Origin of the sequence: Mesorhizobium tamadayense, from assembly GCF_003863365.1 — a bacterium.
Lineage (GTDB): Bacteria > Pseudomonadota > Alphaproteobacteria > Rhizobiales > Rhizobiaceae > Mesorhizobium > Mesorhizobium tamadayense.
In genome coordinates this window covers 34,407-55,708 of sequence record NZ_RQXT01000012.1, presented here as the reverse complement: position 1 = coordinate 55,708, position 21,302 = coordinate 34,407, and the positions used below count along the sequence as shown (strand labels likewise).

Annotated in this window: 21 protein-coding genes and 1 tRNA gene; 10 read left to right on the top strand and 12 right to left on the bottom strand. The window is 62.0% G+C overall.

Going from position 1 to position 21,302, the window contains the following annotated elements:
• Positions 1-115: 115 nt before the first annotated feature.
• The 3 genes from EH240_RS12575 to EH240_RS38855 all read right to left on the bottom strand — a co-directional run bounded on the left by EH240_RS12575 (position 116) and on the right by EH240_RS38855 (position 1,718).
• Positions 116-466, bottom strand: coding sequence for a hypothetical protein (locus EH240_RS12575; protein ID WP_124998627.1), 351 nt, complete (start codon positions 464-466; stop codon positions 116-118).
• A gap of 12 nt (positions 467-478) precedes the next feature.
• Entirely contained in the window at positions 479-1,219 is a 741-nt protein-coding gene (locus EH240_RS12570) for a thermonuclease family protein (RefSeq protein ID WP_124998625.1), read from the bottom strand.
• 358 nt (positions 1,220-1,577) lie between these two features.
• Positions 1,578-1,718, bottom strand: coding sequence for a hypothetical protein (locus EH240_RS38855; protein ID WP_245435963.1), 141 nt, complete (start codon positions 1,716-1,718; stop codon positions 1,578-1,580).
• 304 nt (positions 1,719-2,022) lie between these two features.
• Here EH240_RS38855 and EH240_RS12560 point away from each other — a divergent pair, with 304 nt between their 5' ends.
• The 4 genes from EH240_RS12560 to EH240_RS39630 all read left to right on the top strand — a co-directional run bounded on the left by EH240_RS12560 (position 2,023) and on the right by EH240_RS39630 (position 3,676).
• Positions 2,023-2,889 carry an ATP-dependent DNA ligase gene (locus EH240_RS12560; protein WP_124998623.1) on the top strand — a complete coding sequence of 289 codons (867 nt, stop codon included), beginning with the start codon at positions 2,023-2,025 and terminating at the stop codon, positions 2,887-2,889.
• Positions 2,890-2,934: 45 nt separating this feature from the next.
• Positions 2,935-3,147, top strand: a complete 213-nt coding sequence (locus EH240_RS12555) for a hypothetical protein (RefSeq protein WP_124998621.1) — start codon at positions 2,935-2,937, stop codon at positions 3,145-3,147.
• A gap of 39 nt (positions 3,148-3,186) precedes the next feature.
• Positions 3,187-3,468 carry a hypothetical protein gene (locus EH240_RS12550; protein WP_124998619.1) on the top strand — a complete coding sequence of 94 codons (282 nt, stop codon included), beginning with the start codon at positions 3,187-3,189 and terminating at the stop codon, positions 3,466-3,468.
• Between the two features lie 76 nt (positions 3,469-3,544).
• On the top strand, positions 3,545-3,676 hold the full coding sequence (locus EH240_RS39630) for a hypothetical protein (RefSeq protein WP_281035112.1): 132 nt from the start codon (positions 3,545-3,547) through the stop codon (positions 3,674-3,676).
• Positions 3,677-4,067: 391 nt separating this feature from the next.
• Here EH240_RS39630 and EH240_RS12540 read toward each other — a convergent pair whose 3' ends face one another.
• The 6 genes from EH240_RS12540 to EH240_RS12515 form a co-directional block, all read right to left on the bottom strand.
• Positions 4,068-5,192 carry a hypothetical protein gene (locus EH240_RS12540; RefSeq protein ID WP_124998615.1) on the bottom strand — a complete coding sequence of 375 codons (1,125 nt, stop codon included), beginning with the start codon at positions 5,190-5,192 and terminating at the stop codon, positions 4,068-4,070.
• A gap of 339 nt (positions 5,193-5,531) precedes the next feature.
• The gene (locus tag EH240_RS12535) at positions 5,532-6,104 is read right to left on the bottom strand and encodes a hypothetical protein (protein ID WP_124998613.1); all 573 of its coding nucleotides are present in this window, start codon (positions 6,102-6,104) and stop codon (positions 5,532-5,534) included.
• 1,733 nt (positions 6,105-7,837) lie between these two features.
• A complete protein-coding gene (locus EH240_RS12530; protein ID WP_124998610.1) occupies positions 7,838-8,404 on the bottom strand; it encodes a hypothetical protein in 567 nt (188 codons plus the stop codon).
• A 201-nt stretch (positions 8,405-8,605) separates the two neighbouring features.
• Positions 8,606-8,680: transfer RNA gene (locus EH240_RS12525), tRNA-Glu, on the bottom strand.
• 354 nt (positions 8,681-9,034) lie between these two features.
• On the bottom strand, positions 9,035-10,198 hold the full coding sequence (locus EH240_RS12520) for a YcbK family protein (RefSeq protein WP_167484007.1): 1,164 nt from the start codon (positions 10,196-10,198) through the stop codon (positions 9,035-9,037).
• Between the two features lie 326 nt (positions 10,199-10,524).
• Positions 10,525-12,360 (bottom strand): PHA/PHB synthase family protein, encoded by a 1,836-nt coding sequence (locus EH240_RS12515; protein ID WP_124998606.1) that lies wholly within the window; start codon positions 12,358-12,360, stop codon positions 10,525-10,527.
• 97 nt (positions 12,361-12,457) lie between these two features.
• On the opposite strand from EH240_RS12515, the gene EH240_RS12510 reads away from it, so the two are divergent.
• The 6 genes from EH240_RS12510 (at position 12,458) to recJ (ending at position 18,807) form a co-directional block, all read left to right on the top strand.
• Positions 12,458-12,865, top strand: a complete 408-nt coding sequence (locus EH240_RS12510; RefSeq protein ID WP_167484000.1) for a hypothetical protein — start codon at positions 12,458-12,460, stop codon at positions 12,863-12,865.
• Between the two features lie 47 nt (positions 12,866-12,912).
• The gene (locus EH240_RS12505) at positions 12,913-14,130 is read left to right on the top strand and encodes an LL-diaminopimelate aminotransferase (RefSeq protein WP_124998604.1); all 1,218 of its coding nucleotides are present in this window, start codon (positions 12,913-12,915) and stop codon (positions 14,128-14,130) included.
• Positions 14,131-14,173: 43 nt separating this feature from the next.
• Entirely contained in the window at positions 14,174-15,487 is a 1,314-nt protein-coding gene (locus tag EH240_RS12500) for a homoserine dehydrogenase (protein ID WP_124998602.1), read from the top strand.
• A gap of 250 nt (positions 15,488-15,737) precedes the next feature.
• A complete protein-coding gene (gene glpX / locus EH240_RS12495; RefSeq protein WP_124998600.1) occupies positions 15,738-16,721 on the top strand; it encodes a class II fructose-bisphosphatase in 984 nt (327 codons plus the stop codon).
• Positions 16,722-16,792: 71 nt separating this feature from the next.
• Positions 16,793-17,026 carry a DUF6434 domain-containing protein gene (locus EH240_RS12490; protein ID WP_124998598.1) on the top strand — a complete coding sequence of 78 codons (234 nt, stop codon included), beginning with the start codon at positions 16,793-16,795 and terminating at the stop codon, positions 17,024-17,026.
• Positions 17,023-18,807 (top strand): single-stranded-DNA-specific exonuclease RecJ, encoded by a 1,785-nt coding sequence (gene recJ / locus EH240_RS12485; protein ID WP_124998596.1) that lies wholly within the window; start codon positions 17,023-17,025, stop codon positions 18,805-18,807. The genes EH240_RS12490 and recJ overlap by 4 nt, the downstream gene beginning before the upstream one ends.
• A gap of 20 nt (positions 18,808-18,827) precedes the next feature.
• On the opposite strand, the gene EH240_RS12480 is transcribed toward recJ, so the two are convergent.
• From EH240_RS12480 to folE, 3 genes are all read right to left on the bottom strand, one after another.
• On the bottom strand, positions 18,828-19,799 hold the full coding sequence (locus tag EH240_RS12480; RefSeq protein WP_124998796.1) for a patatin family protein: 972 nt from the start codon (positions 19,797-19,799) through the stop codon (positions 18,828-18,830).
• An 85-nt stretch (positions 19,800-19,884) separates the two neighbouring features.
• Positions 19,885-20,343, bottom strand: a complete 459-nt coding sequence (gene hisI / locus EH240_RS12475) for a phosphoribosyl-AMP cyclohydrolase (RefSeq protein WP_124998594.1) — start codon at positions 20,341-20,343, stop codon at positions 19,885-19,887.
• A gap of 163 nt (positions 20,344-20,506) precedes the next feature.
• Positions 20,507-21,133, bottom strand: coding sequence for a GTP cyclohydrolase I FolE (folE, locus tag EH240_RS12470; RefSeq protein ID WP_124998592.1), 627 nt, complete (start codon positions 21,131-21,133; stop codon positions 20,507-20,509).
• Positions 21,134-21,302 lie beyond the last annotated feature (169 nt).

Genomic DNA, 21,302 nt, shown 5'->3' with positions numbered 1-21,302 from the left:
AGGTCATTCAATTGCCCGTATGCTTTTAGAAGCGCCTTCACATTAGGGGGCACTCTGACCTCGGCCGCAACCACCGTCGAGGTCAGGCTGCAAAGCACGAAAACAGCGCACACTCTCACAAGTACGTCCCCTGCCATTCAAGCGCCAAAGCTGGAGTGGAGCCGACCGCGCCAATCTCCATATCGATGCAGCCGTCGAGGACAGTGTAAGATCCGCCGCCTCCCATTCGGGCAAGGCTGTCGCAGTAGGCTCGGGTTTTCGCCGGTAGGGAAGGCCATTGCGGTTTGCGTTTGTTGTAGGCGTTTTGCTCCATGTCCATGCAGCCGTTGTAAACGACGGCCGATCCGCCGCCGGTGTCTGATATTTGACGGCAGTAGGCAGCCGCATCGTAGCGCGGTATTTGCTGGGCGTGCGCCACCGTAACGGTTGCGAGCATTGCGGCGATCAGGAATGCCAGCCGTTTCATTTTTCCCCTCCACTAACAAAGGCTCTCACAAGGTATTCCATCCTTGTCCCGATCGAGCTTGCCGCCCCATGAACAGTTCTGAAGGTACCAGTTCGCTTCCTCGCACGAGCTGATCTGCGGGCAAGTTCGCCGCAGCTGGCAGGAGTAGGTTTGCGCCACCTGCCTGTTGATGGTCCCAAGAGGCTGGCTGATGGCCGGCTGCGGATTGTCCGCATGCCCTGTGCGCCAATCCCAAGGCGCCTGAAACGTTCCGGCCCACAAGCCGACCTTTGCGGCTTCTGCCTTTGCCTGCTGTCGTGCGTAGGTGCCATGGCTGTAGCGGGACCAGTCCAGCGCTTGGCCGTGCTCTACCATCCACGCCGCCACGCTGGCGCCGTCGCCGCGCTGGCAGTTTCCGACGAAGCGGTGATAGCGATCCCAAGTGACGAAAGTGCACTGCACCGGCCTCGAGGCGGCCAGGAAGGTATCCAGCGCTTCCGCCGATCGCCGGCCGCAGGGATATTCGAAGCCCTTGGCATCGTCGCAGTATTGCTTGCTCTCAGGCGCGTCGATGCCGTTGAAGCGGATCCGCTGGCCGTGGATTTCGATCGTGTCGCCGTCGATGACGGATGCGACGCCGATAATCGGCTCCGGCTTTGGGCCGATCAAGTTCGACAGGTTGAGCTTGGGCATGCTGTCGCTGTGCTGCATAGCCGTTTGGGCGACCAGCGCGCCGGCCGCGGCGACCGTCACAAAGAACAGGCGCCGGGGCACGCTTGCCCACCGCAGGGCGCGCGAGCACCTGGCGCCGCTGCGCTTCCGCCACTGTTCTGACCGATTGTCGTGCCGAGACTTATCCAAGCCCTTTCCCCCACTCGGGAGAATGCTCTTAAAGAAGGTTGAAGTCCAGCGGCGCTCTCTAGCGGAACTATATTGGGCTGGACTGCAAATTCACTCGGAGAGCTGTGGCCAGTCGCTAGGACGCCTCGCGCTATGGTTGGAGCAGAGCGCCACCGTATTGGGCCCACAGATGTTCGCAGTCCCATATCCTTAAGCTTGGCGTTCCTGGCTCCCCATAGAGGACCATTGCACCGCGAACGTCGTATCCAAGCACCGACGCATTGGCGACGAACTAGATAGCGCGCCCTAAGCTGATGGCGCCCATCCGGGCTTCAGTTTTGTTGGTGAGATCGATCACCCCGAGGATTTCCGCGTCCGCGCCTCTGCCGGCCAAAACAGCCGTCGAGATCGCATCGTCCAGGGCAAGGAGCATCGCGTGGGTCCCTGTAAGCAGCGCCTGCTAACTTCGGTGAGCGAAATTGTTCCGCCTCCCTCAAACATCCTGAGATCAACTGTCCATTTCCAGCGGCTCGTGATCGGGCTGCTCATGCCAGATGACCTGCCGAAGATCACGCCAGTCGACTGCCTGACCACAGACAGGACAGGGATGAAAGTGGCTGGCCTCGCTCACTGGTCTTGTCGTGCCGCTTGCCGATGATTGGCGGATTCAATTTACCTAAAATGTTCCGGAACTATTTAGCCGCGGGCGCCTTGAATCGCGTTCGTTGGGGTTGTGCATGCGTTTGAAGTTCGTTCCGCCATTGATGCCGACGCTTGTCGACAGGCCGCCTGAAGGCGATGGCTGGATCCACGAAGTGAAGTTTGACGGCTACCGCTCGCAGATCGTCATCGATGACGGCAACGTTCGCATCTTCACCCGCCGTGGGCTCGACTGGACCGCCAAATATCGCGACCTGGTGGAGATCGCAAAAGGGCTCAACGTTCAGAACGCGATCATCGACGGCGAAATCATTGTCCTGAATGATGCCGGCGTTTCAGACTTCGCCGAGTTGCGCAAAGCCATCACGCGGCGCCAGCACGACCTCTATTTCGTCGCCTTCGACCTGCTGCATCTCAACGGCCACGACCTGCGAGATATTTCGCTGGAGGATCGGCGGGAGGTCCTGCAGGCGATGATTCCAGCGGGTGAGCGGATCCAGTTCAGTGAAGCGCTGCCAGGCACCGGCGCGGCGGTCTTTCATCTGGTGGAGCAGGCCGGGCTTGAAGGTGTCGTCTCGAAGCGGAAGGACAGCAAATATCGTTCCGGGCCGTCGACCAACTGGCTGAAGGCCAAGTGCTACACGATCGATGAATACGAATTGCTTGGGGTTGAGCGTGAGCCCGGCAAGCCGGCTTTCGCCCTGATGGCCGAGCGCGGCACCGGCCGCTACATCGGCTCGGCCTTCATCACCTTGAACCGCGAGATGCGCGAACGGCTCTGGAAGAGGGTACAGGAGCACGCCGGGACAGCGCCAAAGGGCATGAAGCGGCCGGCGACGCAATGGGTCAAGCCAGGCCTGATCGGCCGCGTGAAGCATCTGCGCGGCGAGCAGGACCTGCGCCATGCCTCGCTGCAGAATTTTCGCGAGGAGGAGGGAACTTAAATCAGTCGAGCGCTTTGTGTCGCATGCTTTCTGATCTGAGGCCTGTTGGGGGCCATGGAAACGCATTGCGCCAAACGAATATCAGCCTTCGACATCGACGCGTTACGCGAGGCTTTTAAAACGTCGGCTCGCGAGAATGGCGTTACAGGCACCGAGTGGGCGGTATTCGCCCAGATATTCCTTAAGCAGACAACCACCGAATTCAGCGAAGATATTTTCGTGGCGAGTCCACTTGAAGGCAAGACCGGTCAGGAATAAATCCCTCTGCGGTGCGGCGACCACTCACGAGGATCGCCAATGACGATGAAATTCCCCTTCGTTGAAGACACGCTCGGCAAAAAGCTCGAAGCCGGCACAGGCCTGTCGGTCTATTGCCTCACCTGTAAGCGGAAAGCAGTCCTTGATGTTGCCGAGTTGGTCCGGCGCCTCGGGCCAGACCAGCCGTGCCTACATTGGGACTTGGTGAAGGTGATCTTCTGCCATGAATGCCGCGGCGCCGGCCGAGACGACCGCAATCTGCAGTTCACAAACCATGCGGCAACGCCAGAGAAGCGGCGAGGGTGGACGCCGTGCCCGTAGGTTCAGCGCCGCCCGCTCATCGGAACATTAGCGAATCCCTATGGGTTGTCTCGGAGAAACCCTTTTGGGTGCAATCATGGCCGAGCTGACATTCGCTTTCCTTTATTATTTGGGGCTGACCGGCGGCGATGTGTTAGGAGCCGTCGTTTCTTTAACTGCGGGCCTGCTTCTCTATAACGTCATGCGCGAAGATCAGCCGAACCGATAGCGCATGCAGTGGGCAGGGCGCCGTAGCGCGCTGGACGCTTCGGCGGTGTAGGACAGCGGCTGGCAAGAACGTGCGCTGGCGGGGTTCCCTGTGGTGCGCTAAATTGGCCCCATGAAACATAAGCCAAGCAAGAGCGGATTCACCAAACTTCTCGCCGCAGACACCACCCTGCTATCGGCAGACCCACTAATCGGGCTCCTTCAGCTAGAAACAGACAGCGGCACCGTTCAATTAGCTATGAACAGGATCGTCGCCGAGCGGCTTCATTCTGCCGTCGTGGAATTCCTCCAGGCCGGTGAGGGCAATGACGCGCCGACATTCGCGGTCGAGCGTTCGCAATAGAGCGTCAGGAGGCGCAAGGCAGTTTGGGGCGGCCCAAAACGAGCCCTTTTTATTTCGCCTGGTAGCATTTCACCTGGATCTGGTTCGCGAACTCAGAGATCGTCTGTTGCTTGTTCTCGTCGAGGTTGAATAGCGGCATGTCGTAGGCCATGATCACGATGCTTCTGCCAATTGCCTTGACGGGGTTGTCGTCGGCAAGTTTTTCAACCACAGCCATCATTACCGACATATCGGTCCCGCTCTGCCGCTTCTCCATGACGTTGCGGGCAAGATCGCCGATTGCCGTGCAATTTACAGTCAGGGTATCGGCCTTTGTTGGCGTAGGGGTGTCAGCCTTTGTTGGCGATGCGATCGGTTCGAGTGGGTAGCCATGTACGGCCATGCAACGTCGCATCTGGTCGCCAGTGAGTTGGTTTGCGTTCGCGCCCATACAGTTAGTCATCACGCCCAGGCATGTGGACAAATCAGAGCTCGACTGACAGACCTTCATAGAGATCATGACAGCTTCATCCCGGTCTCGATCATGCGCGATTAGATTTGGATCCGCACTAGTCTCAATCTTCAGCGCTGGTCCAATCGCATTGCCGGCGCCGGTAAGGTCGAATGTCGTGTCAGCCGAACCGCCATCGAAAAAGAACCGAATTGCTAACGCGTTGCCATCCAGCATATTTCGGAGGACTCCGCGTGTGGGCGACGGGCCTTCGCCATGCCAGAGGATTTCTCGAATCGATCTTCCATTAATAATCTCGGGTTCCTCAAGACCTGGTACGATCCCTTCTTTCCCAGCAGACACTTCGACGTCGACAGCGGCGTTGTCATCGATTCGATAGGCTGCAACTCGTCCCACCGACTTAATTCTGTCGAGAGAGATCTGCGGTAGCGACAGTACCCATCTCACCTTGCTGTCTTTGTTGCGGAAGATCGCAATCGAATAGCCTTGATCATTAGTCACGGTGGCAGCCAGAACCACTTCTGCATTCGTGGGATCTCGAAATTCGACCTGAGCCCAGCTTTCAGCTTTGGCCGTAGGAGCAAAGCCGCTGACCAGCACTGCTGTTATGGCAGCGACAAAAAAATGCCATGGTGACATCATCCCCCTCCCGTTTCCCCTTTGGTCAACCATCGCGCCGGCCGCAGATAAACGCAAGGTTTGCGGTGGCTTTGCCAGCCTCACCCCGGCGCCGCCGCCATTCTCGGGGATAAACTCGAGACAGCTGCTTCAAGAGCGGCCCGGCAGGCTGGCGGGGTAGGCCAGCGAACGCCGGGCCTAACCGGCGGGGGCTCTGAATCGAAACACGGCACCGGCTGAGGATAAATATACGCCCCTGCCGAAATGATCGGCACGCATCCATAAGGACGAAGCGGGAGGTAGGTGCCTAGCTCAGCAACGCATATAGCGCCAAGCCGGCGATGATCAGGCAAGCGGACATGCCGATGAAATCGCGGCGCAGATAGAACCAGACAGCGCTGGCGAGCATCAGTCCGGTGATGGCAGAGATATAGAGCGGGACGATCAGAGCCTCTTTCCCGTATGCCGTTTATCCAGAGATTCAAAGGCTGCATAGCCCGCATCAGTTAGGATCAAAGCCTCGGTGGCGTCAGGATACTTTTGGTGGGCGACCGTATCCAGATACCCCCGTGCTTTTAGGCGTTCCTGTGTGTTTGGTCCGCAGTTCTTGATCTCTTTGGTGTTGACCGGCACATTTGCCCCATACGCCGCCAACTGCTGGAGGGCCTGCCTCTCAAGCTTTTGGAGTGGAGTTCCCGGAATCGATGCTTTCCATCTCTCATCGGCGGCTTTCTGCAATTCGGCCATTTCAGCGCGACCCATTGTGCGTGGATCAAAACCAAGCCGATCGTAAAAGCTCTGAAGTGGGTCATCCTTGCCACCAGATGGAATAGGATAGCCTCCTGCGCCCGTCTGCGGCTCTTCGGGCTGCCGATGTTCCAGAATTGCGTCGACGCGCTTGAACCTCTCTTCTCCGTCGACAGGCCACTCATTCATATGAGCCTCGACTTCTGCCACCAACCACAGTTTGCGGGAGTGCCATGTGCGGGGAGGCGGCAAGGCGCCTTCGGTCACCATGACGTCGATCGAGGATGTGCTTACTCCGATGGCGCCTGCTAAGTCTGTTCGGCCCAGGGAGAGCCGAAACGGCGGGCGATTTCCGTACAATCCGGCTCTAGATTTTGTCACCCCTTTTTCCTTCTGCTGATAGGCTGACGGCCCACCCAACGCCGACGGGAGAAGCCATGACCGACGATCAACAATCCGGACCAAACGTCTACACGCCGCGCACGTTGGCTGCCGAGTGGGGATGTAGCGAGCACCATGTACGCAATTTGATCAACACCGGCCAGCTACGCGCCTGGCGTTTGGGCGGGAAATTGCTGCGTATCAGTCTGGCGGATGCAAAAGAGTTTGAGCGCGCCGGAGCCGTACAAGCTAGGCCCTCAGAGGAGTTGGCTGCGACGGCCATCAAGAAAGCGGGCCGCCGCACTCCTGCCGCTCGATTGGATCGGCCGCTTGGGCCTGCTCGCGAAGGTGAGGGTCCGGCGCCGCTGGAATGCCGACGACGAGGTCAGCGAGATCACCATCCTCAAGAGCCTCGTCGACGACATAGTCGCTCAGGCCTGATCAAAATTCCCGATCGGAATAATGGCCCGCTGCCGAGAGGTGGCGGGCCGTTTTGATGACACCAACTCGGAACGGAAATAGCAGCTATCCGGTTTCAGGGTTGGAGGAAACCGACCATGCAACACGAAACCAAAGCTCCGCCGCCGAAGCCAGGCCCGAAGAAAGCGCCAAGCGTCGTCCCGACAAGGAATCCTCGCCCGAGCCCGACCATGCCAATCCGGCACCGCGAGATGTGCGGGAGGCACCGGCACCAAATCCTGACTGCGGCGATTGAAGTAGGGTCACTGCCTGCGGTGGCGGGCTATCGCTTTTTAAAACCGGCACCAATCCAAGACAGAATCCACGCAATGGCTAACGCCCCTATCGGTGGACCCAAGGCCCACGGCGCAACTTTCGTCGTGGCTACCTCCCGAGCGAGGCTGTGCATGATATCGTCGATCTGCCCCATAATGTGGTCGGTGTATGATTTTCTTCGGTCGACTTCAGCGACGCTCAACCCGGTTGCCGGAAGGAGCAGGACAATACCAGGGTGCTCTGGCAGGGTGGTGTGCATGTATTTTGTGTCGTTGGAAAGCCTGTATGTCTCGTCAGGATCACTAAGTCGTCTACCGCTTGTAGCATTCAGATCCCAGACGACGTAACCACTATGGTCAGGCCAAAACTCGAACAAATAATCTCGGTAGTGCCACACCACGGCACTCACCCATAGCACCGATGCAACTATCCAAAGTCGAAGCCCGCCTTTGCGCCAATTGACTCTCACTTTGCAGCCTCAGCCTGTTCGGCGGCCTTGATGCCGCGATCGATTCTGGCCGTTAGGACAAACGGCAAGCCTCCTAGGAACGAGCCCCGAGTTTGTTCGGATTACACCAGAGTAAGCCAAGTGCAGCACCCGCCCATGTTGCATTTCATGTCGCGCGGACCAGCCGATAGTCGCAGGAAAGCCGAGTAAGCGCGAGCCAGAACAGCCGGTGAACGTGCTGCTACGCTTTTTGCAACGCAACGCTACGGTATCAGTCGGGACGACGCGGCACGAACGGCGCCGGCAGGTCTTGGAACTGTTGACCGACAAGGCTTTGCCGGTATGCGGTGGGATGGTGCGGGACCCCCGCAAGCGAATTTCAAGACCGGTGCTCATCCGCTCAGTCACTCTTCAAGGCGCTTTTGGCAGGCTTTTTTTGCTATTCTTCTGCAGGGTCAGTCGTTTGCAAGCTCACACTCTGAACCCAGCGCGCACGGTCCTTTTTGCGCTCGTGTATCGCCAGGAATAGCAATCGTCCACTGCTTAACAAGGCGAGTGCGTCGCTCGTAAAGCATGGCGAAACGCGAAGCCAAATCGTCCAGCGTGGCTCGCCGCGGATCTTGTCGATGAGCCCCATGCCTGGGGGTGGACTGTAAATCGGGATCTGCCTACCGCGGTATTGACGATATTTGGGGGAGCCGTACTCATCGCGCTCCTGCACATCTCGGAGCGTTGCACGAATGTCACCTGAGCCCAAGTTGTCGGCATAGATTGCGACTTCATAGGTGTCGCCCGCCCGTTCCTGGGGGTAGGTGGATATTCCGGCGACGGTCAGCCGCGTGGTGAACCGATACAGTGGGTCGTCATCATCTGAGTCCAACGATTCTGTCCTGTAGACGTTGTAATTGACGGCAGCTTCGACGCTCGTCTCGCAGCGCTCAACTCTGATGGCGAGATGCGTGTGTTCTTCTTCGGGCCGTTTCTGGCGCCTACTTTTGCGGGGCATCTGATCCTCCGCTTGACCGTTTTTCGTTGATTGCTTCCATGCGCATCATAGCTTGGAACAGGCGATATATCGCGGTTCGCTCGCAAATGCTGCTGTGAGGCTCGGCCGTCACGGGCAGTTGATTCGGCTACGTTACAGCCGCTTTTCGGGTCTCTTATCGGAGCCGAAGTTTGGCGCGGGATGCTAAGTCATTGATTATGTTGGTACGCCCAAGGGGAATCGAACCCCTGTTACCGCCGTGAAAGGGCGGTGTCCTAACCGCTAGACGATGGGCGCGCTCAGACGAAGCGGCTTATAATTGCGTTGTTCGCAACCGGCAACCCATCGGCCGCCACATGCGACAACTTTTTTCAACAGTGGCAAAAGCAGCCTTTTCGGCGAGCTAAGGGGCGGTTCGAGGCCTTGCTTGGTCGTGCATCCTTGGAGATTAGCCGGAACGCCTCTCGCAGAATTCTGCTCCGCTGCATCTGTCGGCCAAGGTCATGGCATGGATCCTTGGGTCTTCGCTCCGCTTCGCGTCGCTGCGCCCAAGGATGACGAAGGTCGGAGGGGTTCGGCCAATCGCCAACGTTTGTGCGAGAGGTTCGTCGAAATGAAGGCGGTTGGCCGCCGACTGCTCCCTACCGAGTCTCAGCCGTCGCCATCGCCGCCGCGCCGGCGGCAGCGCCAGTTCCAGTCGCGCTCGGGGCCGACGTCGACATGGATCGATTCGGTGTGGCAATAGGTGCCGACGCCGCCGCGGCCGGGCATCGAGCGGACATAGCTGGCCAGCTCCCACTTGGAGACGCCCGGCACCTGGATGTCGGCGGCGGCGCAATACATGTGCAGCGAGTTCTTGGCGCCGTTGGCGCGGCGGTTGCGAGACGGGTCGCGATAGCCGGAGGTGACGATCATCTTGCGGCCGAAATGGCCCTCGATCGTCTTCAGCACGCGCACCAGCGACGGCTTCAGGCAGGCCACGTCGACGCTTTCGTTCTGCTTGAGCAGGCCGTTGGGCGCGAGCCTCGCCATGCCGGCGGCGGACGCGACTTGGTAGGAGCCGCCCTCGTCCTCGTTGAGGTCGACGTCGCTCTCGTCGTCGATGCCGGACTTGCGCTTGATCTCGAACAGCGCCGTCTGGCGCACGCCGGGCAAGGCATCGGCGCCGGTGATGTGGCTGCCGCTATCGTCGCCGAGGGAAGCGAGCTGCACCGGCTTGTCCCCCGGCGTCGCGGAGGCGAGCGTCACGATCGGCTTTGCCGGCGCCGGCGCGGTCTTGGCTTGGGCGGGCTGGTCGGCCGAACGCGTGTTGATCAGGGGCGCCGGCGCTGCGGAAGCAGGCGAGGTGCTGAACAGCGAGGCAAACAGGCTCTTCTTCGGCGCGGCGATCGGCTGCTGCTGGGGCTCGCCGGCCGTCACATAGACGCCGTTGTCCATGGCTTGCGTTGTCGCCTGCGCCTTGGACGCAACGGCTGCGGCATCGCCGGCGGCAACCTGCTCAGCGACGGCTTTCGCCTCGTTGGCCGTCTGCGCCGGCTGCACCAGCGGTTGTGGCGTGTTGCCGGCAATCGACGCGGCGCCTGCGGGCACGGCGACGGCCGGGAAGGCGGCTCCGGGCCGCGTCTCCGGCACATAGGCGATCTTTTCCGGCAAAGGCGTGTCGCCTTCGCTCATCACGGTCGATGCCGCCTCCGGAGCGGCCGGGGCGGCCGCCGCTCCTTGCGAGGTCGAATCGGTCGAGGCTGCGGGCTTGGCGCTGGAAGCCGCGCTCATCTCGGTGGCGGTTGAATTGTAGCCGGGGGTGACGACCGACATTGTCGGGTCGCCGGTCGAGGTGCAGGAGGCCAGAAGCACGGAGAAAAGCGCTGCCGCTATGCTGCGGCTTTCCCCTCGTGCGAGACGCCAACCTGCTGGTTTCAAAATAAAATTCCCCCTCGGTATCCGGTCGGTACATCATCGCTTGCGCGCTCCAGTGCCTCTGGCGATGACCTCCTGTTCCCGAACCGGAAACGGGACATGTGTCAAATCTGCAAGCCTCGGATTTATTCTGCGTCTGTAGGCGAATAGAGGCCGTGAAACGATTGACGCAACCATTTCGCCCTGTTTTGACGGCCCGTCAACTCACCAGACATTACAGTCCGTTACACACGCATCTTGACATAGGTGCCCGGCGCATCCCCCAAGGTTTTCATACGCTTGCCCGGTTTGCGGGCGGGCACATGCACATTGTCCTGGCTTTCGATCCAGTGCTGCCAGTGCGTCCACCACGAGCCCAGATGCTCGTGCGCAGCAGCGAACCAGGCGTTGAAATCTCCAACCGGCTTGGCACCGGTCCAGTACTGGTATTTCATGGCCGCCGGCGGATTGACGACGCCGGCGATATGGCCGGAGCCGGCCATCACATATTCGACGTCGCCGCCGAAAAACTGCGAGCCGAGGAACACCGAGAGCGCCGGCGCGATGTGGTCCTCCTTCGTCGCCAGGTTGTAGACAGGGATCGTGATGTCGGCCAGCGAGACGGTGCGGCCGGCAAGCTCCATCGTGCCGCGCGAGAGGTTGTTCTCGAGATAGCAATTGCGCAGATAGAAGGAATGGTTGGCAGCCGCCATGCGGGTCGAATCGGCATTCCAGTAGAGCAGGTCGAAGGGCAGGGGATCCTTGCCGCGCATGTAGTTGTTGATGACATAGGGCCAGATCAGGTCGCCCGAGCGCAGCATGTTGAAGGCGGTCGCCATCTTGGTGCCGTCGAGATAGCCCTTCTCGCTCATCGAGCGCTCGACTGCGGCAACCTGGTCCTCGTCGACGAAGACCTTCAGGTCACCGGCATAGGTGAAGTCGACCTGGGTGGTGAAGAAGGTCGCCGACCTGATGCGGTGGTCGCCTTCCTGCGCCAGGAGCGCAAGTGCTGCGGCCAGCAGCGTGCCGCCGACGCAATAGCCGATGGCGTTGACCTCCTTCTCACCGGTCGCCTTCTCGACTATGTCGAGGCCATATTGCAGGCCCTCGCGGATATAGGCCTCCCAGCCCTTGGCGCCGTGGCGCTCGTCCGGGTTGATCCAGGAGATGACGAAGACGGTGTGGCCCTGCTCGATCGCCCAGCGGATGAAGGATTTCTGCGGGTTGAGGTCGAGGATGTAGTATTTGTTGATCCAGGGCGGGCAGATCAGCAACGGTCGCTTCAGCACCGTCTCCGTCGCCGGGTCGTACTGGATGATCTCGGCGACATCGCTGCGGCCGATCACCTTGCCGGGCGTCGTGGCGATGTTCTTGCCGATCTCGAATGGCGCGTAGTCCGCCTGGCGCAGCTTCAGGTCGCCCCTGCCGGCGGCGATGTCCTCGGCCAGCATCTTCATGCCGCGCACCAGGTTCTCGCCGTTGGAGGCGACGGTCTCGCGGAACAGCTCGGGATTGGTCAGGATGAAGTTCGACGGCGCGATGGCGTTGGAGACCTGCTTGACGTAGAAGCTCGCCTTGTGGCGGGTATGCTCGTCCAGTCCCTCGGCATGCTCGACGAGGTCCGCGGCCCAGCGCGAGGTGACGAGATAGGCCTGTTTCAGGAAATCGAAGAAGGCGTTGCGGCCCCATTCCGGATCCTGGAAGCGCTTGTCGCCGCGCTCGGGCTTGACCGCATCGTCGGGGGCTTCGGCGTTGGGGCTGACCTTCTGGATGGCGTTCGCCCAGACCGTCATGTAGCCGGCGAAGAGCCGCGTCTGCGCTTCCAGCGCGCGCTGCGGGTCGGCCAGCCAGTATTCCGAGAGCTTAGAGAAGGTCTTGACCATGTCGACCACGGGCTCGGCGACATGGTCGCGCACCTCGCCTTTCTCGCGCGGCTCGGCCCAGGCGGAGGCCGCCTTGCCGGCCTGCTCGATCATGCGCGCCATGTTCAGCGCAAAGCGCTCGGGGTCTTTCACCAGATATTGCTCGACGGTCGAAGGTCCGCCATTTTCCGCTTTGTCCGAATCGGGCGCTTTGGACATGGTTCGCGGGGTTCCTCCCGGAGCGTTTTCTTGACATATTATCATGGGACATCTGACCGGGTCCAACACGCTCTAACCCGGCTGCCAGGAAAACAATATGACGATTAATGTTGGCGGGACTTATTTTCTCGGCGCCGGTTCGATTTGCCGCATCGCCATCGCGGCCGCGCTGTTGTGCGCGCCGCTGCTGGCCGGTGGCTGCACCACTAGCAACTCCAACAGTTCAACGCCGACGGCGTTGACCGAGGGGCCGAAGGACACCGGCTCCTATCCGAACCTCAACATTCCGCCGCAGGTGGCCGCCAAGCAGCTGTCCAAGGAGGAGACCGCGGCCAAGCTTGCACAGCTCAAGGCCGACGAGCAGGCGCAGCTCGCCAAGGGTGGCGGCGCGAAACCAGCCGCCAACACGGCCGCGCTCAACACGCTCGCCAGGACGCATGGCGACGACACGCTGAAGCAGATCGAGGCTAAATGCGATCCCGCCCTCGACCCTAACTGCAATTAGGTCTATATCGCGCGCCGAAAGCGCCCCTTTGATCGTCTGGAACGGAAATGGAAGAATTTCACAAGGTCCGCCGGCTTCCGCCTTACGTGTTCGAGCAGGTCAACCGGCTGAAGGCCAGCGCCCGCTCGCGCGGCGCCGACATCATCGACCTTGGCATGGGCAATCCGGACCTGCCGACGCCGAAGGCCATCGTCGACAAATTGTGCGAGGTGGTGCGCGATCCGCGCACCCATCGCTATTCGTCCTCGCGCGGCATTCCGGGCCTGCGCCGCGCCCAGGCCGCCTACTATCAGCGCCGCTTCGGCGTCAAGCTCAACCCCGACACCCAGGTGGTAGCGACGCTTGGCTCGAAGGAAGGCTTCGCCAATATGGCGCAGGCGATCACCGCGCCGGGCGACGTCATTCTATGCCCCAACCCGACCTATCCGATCCACGCCTTCGGCTTCATCATGTCGGGCGGCGTCATCCGCTCGCTGCAGGTGGAGCCCGATGACGGCTTCATCCCGGCGCTGGAGCGCGGCGTCCGCCATTCGATCCCGAAGCCGCTGGCGCTGATCCTCAACTATCCGTCGAACCCGACGGCGCTGGTCGCCTCGCTCGATTTCTACAAGGACGTGGTCGCCTTCGCCAAGAAGAACGACATCATCATCCTGTCCGACCTTGCCTATTCGGAGATCTATTTCGACGGCAATCCGCCGCCCTCGGTGCTGCAGGTTCCGGGCGCGATCGACGTCTGCGTCGAGTTCACCTCGATGTCGAAGACTTTCTCCATGCCCGGCTGGCGCATGGGCTTCGCGGTCGGCAACGAGCGGCTGATCGCGGCGCTGACCCGGGTCAAATCCTACCTCGATTACGGCGCCTTCACGCCGATCCAGGTGGCGGCGGCGCATGCGCTGAACGGCGACGGCGCCGACATCGCCGAGGTGCGCGAGGTCTACCACAAGCGGCGCGACGTGATGGTCGATTCCTTCGGCCGCGCCGGCTGGACCATTCCGGCGCCGGCGGCCTCGATGTTCGCCTGGGCGCCGATCCCGGAACAGTTCCGCCAGCTCGGCTCGCTCGAATTCTCCAAGCTGCTGATCGAGCACGCCGACGTGGCGGTGGCGCCCGGCGTCGGCTTTGGCGAGCACGGCGATGACTTCGTGCGCCTGGCGCTGGTCGAGAACGAGCACCGGATCCGGCAGGCGGCGCGCAACATCAAGCGCTTCCTGGCCTCGACGGCCAAGCAGCCCAACAATGTGGTGCCGCTCGCCGCGCATCGTTGAGTTTGCCTGACATCACATCGAATTTTGAGGGGCGTCGCCGGTCATGGCTGAAGCGTTGCGTATTGGAATTGCCGGGCTCGGCACCGTTGGCGCGTCGGTGGCGCGCGTCTTGCGCGACAAGGCGGCGGAACTGACACGCCAGTGCGGGCGAGACATCGTCGTCACCGCCGTCTCGGCCCGTGACCCGAAGCGCGACCGCGGCGTCGATCTGGGCAGCGCCAAATGGTTCGACGATCCGGTGATGCTCGCCGAAAAGGCCGATATCGACGTTTTCGTCGAGCTGATCGGCGGCGATGATGGACCGGCCTGGTCATCGGTGAAGGCGGCGCTCGAGGCTGGCCGGCATGTCGTGACCGCCAACAAAGCGCTGCTTGCCAAGCACGGCGTGGCGCTTGCCGAGATCGCCGAAAGGAAGGGCGTGCTGCTCAATTACGAAGCGGCGGTGGCCGGTGGCATCCCGGTCATCAAGACGATGCGCGAGGCGATGGCGGGCAACCAGGTCACCCGCGTCTTCGGCATCCTCAACGGCACCTGCAACTACATCCTGACCCGCATGGAGGCCGAAGGCATCTCCTTCGACGCCTGCCTGAAGGACGCGCAGCGGTTGGGCTATGCCGAAGCCGACCCGACCTTCGACATCGAGGGCCACGATACGGCGCACAAGCTGTCGATCCTGACCAGCCTGGCGTTCGGAACGAAGATCGCCGCCAGCGACATCTATTTGGAAGGCATTTCCAACATCACCCAGGCCGACATCCGCGCGGCGGCCGAGCTCGGCTACCGCATCAAGCTGCTCGGCGTGGCCCAGCGCACCGATAGCGGCATCGAGCAGCGCGTGCACCCGACAATGGTGCCCACGGCCTCCGTCATCGCGCAGGTGCACGGCGTCACCAATGCGGTGGCGATCGAGACCGACATATTGGGCGAGCTGCTGCTTTCGGGCCCCGGCGCCGGCGGCAACGCCACTGCCTCGGCGGTGGTCGGCGACATTGCCGACATCGCCAAGAGCCGGCCGGGCTTCCAGCACGGGCCGGTCTTCGGTTGGCCGGCGAAGGAGCTCAAGCCCTACAAAAAGGCGCAGATGCGCAGCCATGCCGGCGGCTACTTCATCCGGCTCACCGTGCACGACCGTATCGGCGTCTTCGCCGCGATCGCCAAACGCATGGCCGACAATGACATTTCGCTGGAATCGATCGTGCAACAGGCAGCCGGCGCTGAGACCGAGGCGCAGAAGACGGTCATCCTCGTCACCCACGAGACGACGGAAGCGGCGGTGCGCAAGGCGGTCGATGGCATCACCAAGGACGGTCATCTGACCGACAAGCCGCAGGTGATCCGTATCGAGCGGGCGGAATAGCCCGGATCATATTTCCCCTTCAATCGTTTGATATTGCTGCGGTTTCAAAAAAGACCCGGCTAAGTCTTGCTGTTGTCACGGAGCCTTGACACAAGAAATCCGCCTCTGGCGGGAGGCGTGTAGCAATTCCGGGAAAAATGCGTTGCGGTTTTCCGCTCGGAATTGCGTAAAAACAAAGAGTTAGGGCGGTTCAGCGGTTCAGCGTTCCACCAAAGCGAACCGCCCTCATGCCAACGAGGAATGATCACTCATGAACATGGCCCAGAACATCGCAGCCGGCCTCGACCGGATCCTCACCATGGAAGTGGTGCGCGTCACCGAGCGGGCTGCGGTCGCCGCCGCGAGGCTGCGCGGACGCGGTGACGAGAAGGCCGCCGACCAAGTCGCGGTCGACGCCATGCGCCAGGAGCTCAACCGCCTGGCCATCAAGGGCACCGTGGTGATCGGCGAGGGCGAGCGCGACGAGGCGCCGATGCTCTATATCGGCGAGGAGGTCGGCACCGGCAAAGGCCCGGCTGTCGATATCGCGCTCGATCCGCTCGAAGGCACGACGATCTGCGCCAAGAACCTGCCCAATGCGCTTGCCGTCATCGCCATCGCGGAGAAGGGCAGCCTGCTTTTCGCGCCCGACGTCTACATGGACAAGATCGCGATCGGTCCGGGCTATGCCGAGGGCATCATCGACATCGATGCACCGCCGGCCGAGAACATCGCCAACCTCGCCAAGGCCAAGGGTGTCGCGGTGTCCGATATCACCGCCTGCATCCTCGACCGGCCGCGCCATGCCGGACTGATCGACGCCGTGCGCGCCACGGGCGCTGCGATCCGGCTGATCGGCGACGGTGACGTCGCCGGCGTCATCCACACCACCGACCCGGAAGAGACCGGCATCGACATCTATCTCGGCATCGGCGGCGCGCCGGAAGGCGTGCTGGCCGCGGCGGCGCTGCGTTGCATTGGCGGGCAGATGCAGGGCCGGCTGATCCTCGACACGCCCGAGAAGGTGGCGCGCGCCCAAAAGATGGGAATTTCCGATCCGAAGCGGGTCTATCGCGCGCAGGACATGGCGCGCGGCGACGTGCTGTTTGCTGCGACCGGCGTCACCGACGGCAATCTGCTCGGCGGGGTGAAGTTCGGGCGAACCTTCATCACCACCCACACCATTGTGCTGCGCTCGTCCTCGCGCACCGTGCGCGAGATCAAGGCGCGCCACCAGGATCTGGATAAGTTCTAGAGCTGCTTGCGAGGCCGGATCGCAGTTGTTAGCCATTTGGCGACGACGACACTGGCCGCAGGGATCTGACGATGAAGGCGTTCGACTGGCACGCGGATCCAATCTCGCGAGCCACTCTCATTACGAAATCCTATCGCAACACCCAGAATGTGCGCCGCTTTCTCACGCGCGAATGCGGCAGTGCATTCAGGTTCGGCCGCCCCTTCATGGCCTGGCTTAAGGATGGTACGGACAAGACCATGGGCGATGCGGCCGACGAATGGCTCCGCCGCCAGGCTCAAAGCGGAAAGCCTAGTTTTTCTTGACCGGCGAAAAGCGCTTCTTCCTCGATGTCAGGCAATCGGCGACCGGTGTCGCCTGGGAGCACCGGTTGACCGAGCGGCAGGACATGGCGGCTTTGGCCATTGCGCAGGGCCACGGCGTGCCCGACATCGTGGCGCGGGTGCTTGCCGGGCGTGGCGTAACGGTGGAGGAAACCTCGCGCTTCCTCGATCCGACCATTCGCGAGCTTTTGCCGAACCCGGCCTCGCTGACGGACATGGAGAAGGCGGCGGTGCGCATCGCGGATGCGATCGTGGCCGGCGAGAAGGTGGCGATCTTCGGCGATTACGATGTCGATGGCGCGGCCTCGTCCGCGCTGCTGAAGCGTTTCCTCACGTATTTCTCGGTGCCGTCCGAAATCTATATCCCCGACCGGATATTCGAAGGCTACGGCCCCAATCCGGAGGCCATGCGCGAGCTGATCTCACGCGGCGCGAAGCTGATCGTCACCGTCGACTGCGGCACCAACAGCGCCGTGTCGATCGAGGCGGCCAAGCATGCCGGCGCCGATGTCGTGGTGCTCGACCATCACCAGGTCGGCGGCGCGCTGCCGGCGGCGGACGCTGTTGTCAATCCGAACCGGGAGGACGACCTTTCGGGGCAAGGGCATCTCTGCGCCGCGGGCGTCGTCTTCCTCTGCCTGGTGCAGACGGCAAAGATGCTGCGCGAGAGGCTGCCGAACGCCTCGCCGCCCGATCTGCTGTCGCTGCTCGACCTCGTCGCGCTGGCGACGGTTTGCGACGTCGTGCCGCTCACCGGCGTAAACCGCGCTTTCGTGGTCAAGGGGCTGCAGGTGGCACGCCAGCAGAAGAATGAGGGGCTGGCGGCGCTTGCTCGGGTCTCGCGCGTCGGCGAGCCGATCAACACCTTCCATCTCGCCTATCTGATCGGGCCGCGCATCAATGCCGGCGGGCGCATCGGCGATGCCGCGCTCGGCAGCCGGTTGCTTGCCACCGACGATCCTGTTGAAGCTGCAAGCATCGCCGAGACGCTTGACCGGCTCAACCAGGAGCGGCAGCAGATGGAATTGGAGATGCTGGCGCAGGCCCGCGCCGAGGCCGATGCGGAGCTTGCCGGCGGCAATGGCCCTGCCATTGTCGTCACCGCCAGCAACAGCTGGCATCCCGGCATCGTCGGGCTGCTGGCCTCGCGGCTCAAGGAACATGCGCGCCGTCCTGCTTTCGCCATTGCCTTCAACGCCAATGGCACCGGCACCGGCTCGGGACGCTCGGTGACCGGTTTCGATCTCGGCCGGCTGGTGCGCGATGCGGCCGAGGCCGGGCTGATCGTCAAGGGTGGCGGGCACGGCATGGCGGCGGGCATCACCGTCGAGCGGGCCAAGCTCGGCGCGCTTCGAGCCTTCTTCGAGGAACGCGCGGCGGCCGACGTGTTCCGGCTGCACAGCGAGGAAAGCCTGGCGATCGACGGTGCTTTAGCCGCCGAGGGCGCGACGCTCGCGCTCCTCAATGCGCTGGAGAAAGCCGGTCCGTTCGGCGCGGGACATATCGCGCCGGTGTTCGTGCTGCCGCGCCACAGGCTCGCCGATGCGCGGCCGGTCGGCACCAACCACATCCGCGCCGACCTGCAGTCGCAAAGCGGCGGCAAGCTCCAGGCGATCGCATTCCGCGCCGTCGACACCGCGCTCGGCGAATTCCTGTTCAAGAACCGGGGCAAGACCGTGCATGTCGCCGGTTCGCTGTCGGGCAATTACTGGAACGGCAACCGCACGGTGCAATTCCGCATCACGGATGCGGCGGTCGCTTGAACTTTGACTGAGGTTTCAGATCAGGCCAGCACCGTCTGCAGCCGGGTCAATTCGCTGATCTGGGACATCGTCGCTTCATAGCCGAGCCGGATCGCCTCGTCGGCGCGGTGGAACTCGGTCAGGCCGATATGGCTGAGCTTCGGCTGGAGCGACATGTCAGGCGGATCGCCGGCGAGTCTGGCGCGCGAGATCCGGTCCTGGATGATGTTGAAGGCCTCGACCATGACGCCGGTAATGCCGAGACGGGTCTGGTGCGGCTGATGCTGCGGATTGGCCTGGCCGGGACGTGGCGCGTCGCTCTCGATGACGAGCTCGCCCGCGCTGTGCTTGATGACCGCGGCGCGGCCGAACAGGTCGTAGTGGAGATTGATGGCAACCACGAGCGGCTGCTCGTAGGCGCGGCAGACCGAGACCGGCACCGGATTGACCAGCGCGCCGTCGACCAGCACACGGCCATTGCAGTTCACGGGCTCGAACACGCCGGGCAGCGCGTAGGACGCGCGCATGGCTGTGATCATGGATCCGCTCGACAGCCAGATTTCATGGCCGGTGCGGATTTCCGAAGCGACGGCAACGAAGGGTTTCGAGAGGTCCTCGAAGCGGATGCCGGCCATGTTCTCGCGCAGCCGCGCGTCGAGCTTCATGCCGCCGAACAGGCCGCTGCCGCGCAGATTGAGATCGAGAAGGCCGAAGATGCGCCGCTTGGTCAGGCTCCTGGCGAATTCCTCCAACTCGTCCAACTTGCCGGCGATATAGCAGCCGCCGACCAGCGCGCCGATCGAGGTGCCGGCGATCATCGATACCTCGATGCCGGCTTCGTCCAGCGCGCGCAAGACACCGATATGGGCCCAGCCGCGGGCGCAGCCACCGCCGAGCGCCAGCGAGATGGCCGTCTTCTTCGCCGACTTCGGTTCGGGCACGCCGCCGGACGATGCCGGGCCGTTGGCCTCCTGAACGTCAGATCTGCTGCGCAATGACGCCCATTCGAGCATCATGATCTCCCCTTGTCCCACATCCCTTCTACCGCAAGGATGTTTGAGAATAGTGAATATGAGTGGTTTGTGAATATTGAATGGTTCACACCGGCTTCCGATACGTCTGTTGCGCATCGAACAGCGGCTTGCTGCCATCGTCGGCAAGCACCGCCTTGCCGTCGTTGAACCCCACCGTCCGATAGAAGCAGGAACGTCTGCCGGTGTGACAAGTTGCGTCGTGGCCCAATACTTTCACGGTCAACCATATCGCGTCCTGGTCACAATCCGTGCGCATCTCGACGACGCGCTGGAAGTTGCCCGAGGTCTCGCCCTTCTTCCAGAGCGCGTTGCGCGAGCGCGACCAGTAGTGGGCAATACCGGTCTCGAGCGTCAGTGCCAGCGCCTCGGCGTTCATATGCGCGACCATCAAAAGCATGCCGTCGCCGACGTCGGTGACGACGACGGTCACAAGGCCAGCAGCATCGAACCGCGGAGAAAGGACGGTGCCTTCCTCCAGCGCCTTCTTGTCTGCCGGAGCTTCGGGAAATTGCAGTGCCGACATTGCCGGTCCTTGTTCGATTTAAAGACGTTCCGATGAGGCAAGGCAACCAAAATGGCTGCTCCTGCGCTCCCGGTGCTCACGTACTTCAAATACGCTCCGCTCCGGATCTCAGAAACCACCATTTTCGACTAAGCCTACGCCTTTAGCAGGTGACAGCAGATAATCAGCTACGCACCATGGTGACAAAGCGCACCTGTTCCTCGGGCGTGTCCTTGAAGACGCCGGTGAAGGTCGAGGTGAGCGTGGTCGAGCCCTGCTTGCGGATGCCGCGCATGGCCATGCACATATGCTCGGCCTCGATCATCACGGCGACGCCGCGCGGGTTGAGCACGTCCTGGATGACGCCGGCGATCTGCGCCGTCATCGCCTCCTGCGTCTGCAGGCGATGTGCGAAGATGTCGACGACGCGTGCGATCTTGGACAGGCCCACGACCTTGCCGTCCGGCAGGTAGCCGACATGCGCCTTGCCGATGATCGGCACCATGTGGTGCTCGCAATGGGAATGGAACGTGATGTCGCGCACGATCACGAGATCGTCATAGCCGGCCACTTCCTCGAAGGTGCGGCCAAGCTCCTCGGCCGGGCACATGTCGTAGCCGTTGAACATTTCGCGAAAAGCCTTGGTGACGCGCTTCGGCGTGTCGACCAAACCTTCACGGTCCGGGTTGTCGCCGGTCCAGCGCAAGAGCGTGCGCACGGCGGCCTCGACCTCGGCCTCGCTTGGCCGGTCGGTGACCGGCTTCTCCATGTAGGAGGACGGGGGCATGAACTTCTTGATGACGGCATCCATAAGGGCGTCTCCCGTAGTCCCACTCAAAGGTGGAACGAGTTGAACGGACCACGACCTTTCGGGTGAAACTCGCCCCGTTTCGAGCCCGCAAGCGGCGTGAACAGATGAGCAATGACAATGGCTTGAGGTTCGCCTTGTCGATGCCCGGCTGCGACCATTATATATGCTG

Coding starts and splice junctions, on each gene's coding strand:
- EH240_RS12500 (WP_124998602.1), top strand. CDS start 14,174: ATGGCTGAAGCGTTGCGTATTGGAATTGCCGGGCTCGGCACCGTTGGC.
- EH240_RS12480 (WP_124998796.1), bottom strand. CDS start 19,799: ATGCTCGAATGGGCGTCATTGCGCAGCAGATCTGACGTTCAGGAGGCC.
- glpX (WP_124998600.1), top strand. CDS start 15,738: ATGAACATGGCCCAGAACATCGCAGCCGGCCTCGACCGGATCCTCACC.
- EH240_RS12530 (WP_124998610.1), bottom strand. CDS start 8,404: ATGCCCCGCAAAAGTAGGCGCCAGAAACGGCCCGAAGAAGAACACACG.
- EH240_RS12575 (WP_124998627.1), bottom strand. CDS start 466: ATGAAACGGCTGGCATTCCTGATCGCCGCAATGCTCGCAACCGTTACG.
- EH240_RS12490 (WP_124998598.1), top strand. CDS start 16,793: ATGAAGGCGTTCGACTGGCACGCGGATCCAATCTCGCGAGCCACTCTC.
- folE (WP_124998592.1), bottom strand. CDS start 21,133: ATGGATGCCGTCATCAAGAAGTTCATGCCCCCGTCCTCCTACATGGAG.
- EH240_RS39630 (WP_281035112.1), top strand. CDS start 3,545: ATGGCCGAGCTGACATTCGCTTTCCTTTATTATTTGGGGCTGACCGGC.
- EH240_RS12510 (WP_167484000.1), top strand. CDS start 12,458: ATGACGATTAATGTTGGCGGGACTTATTTTCTCGGCGCCGGTTCGATT.
- EH240_RS12560 (WP_124998623.1), top strand. CDS start 2,023: ATGCGTTTGAAGTTCGTTCCGCCATTGATGCCGACGCTTGTCGACAGG.
- hisI (WP_124998594.1), bottom strand. CDS start 20,343: ATGTCGGCACTGCAATTTCCCGAAGCTCCGGCAGACAAGAAGGCGCTG.
- EH240_RS12520 (WP_167484007.1), bottom strand. CDS start 10,198: ATGTCGGTCGTCACCCCCGGCTACAATTCAACCGCCACCGAGATGAGC.
- EH240_RS38855 (WP_245435963.1), bottom strand. CDS start 1,718: ATGCTCCTTGCCCTGGACGATGCGATCTCGACGGCTGTTTTGGCCGGC.
- EH240_RS12535 (WP_124998613.1), bottom strand. CDS start 6,104: ATGGTGACCGAAGGCGCCTTGCCGCCTCCCCGCACATGGCACTCCCGC.
- EH240_RS12505 (WP_124998604.1), top strand. CDS start 12,913: ATGGAAGAATTTCACAAGGTCCGCCGGCTTCCGCCTTACGTGTTCGAG.
- EH240_RS12550 (WP_124998619.1), top strand. CDS start 3,187: ATGACGATGAAATTCCCCTTCGTTGAAGACACGCTCGGCAAAAAGCTC.
- EH240_RS12515 (WP_124998606.1), bottom strand. CDS start 12,360: ATGTCCAAAGCGCCCGATTCGGACAAAGCGGAAAATGGCGGACCTTCG.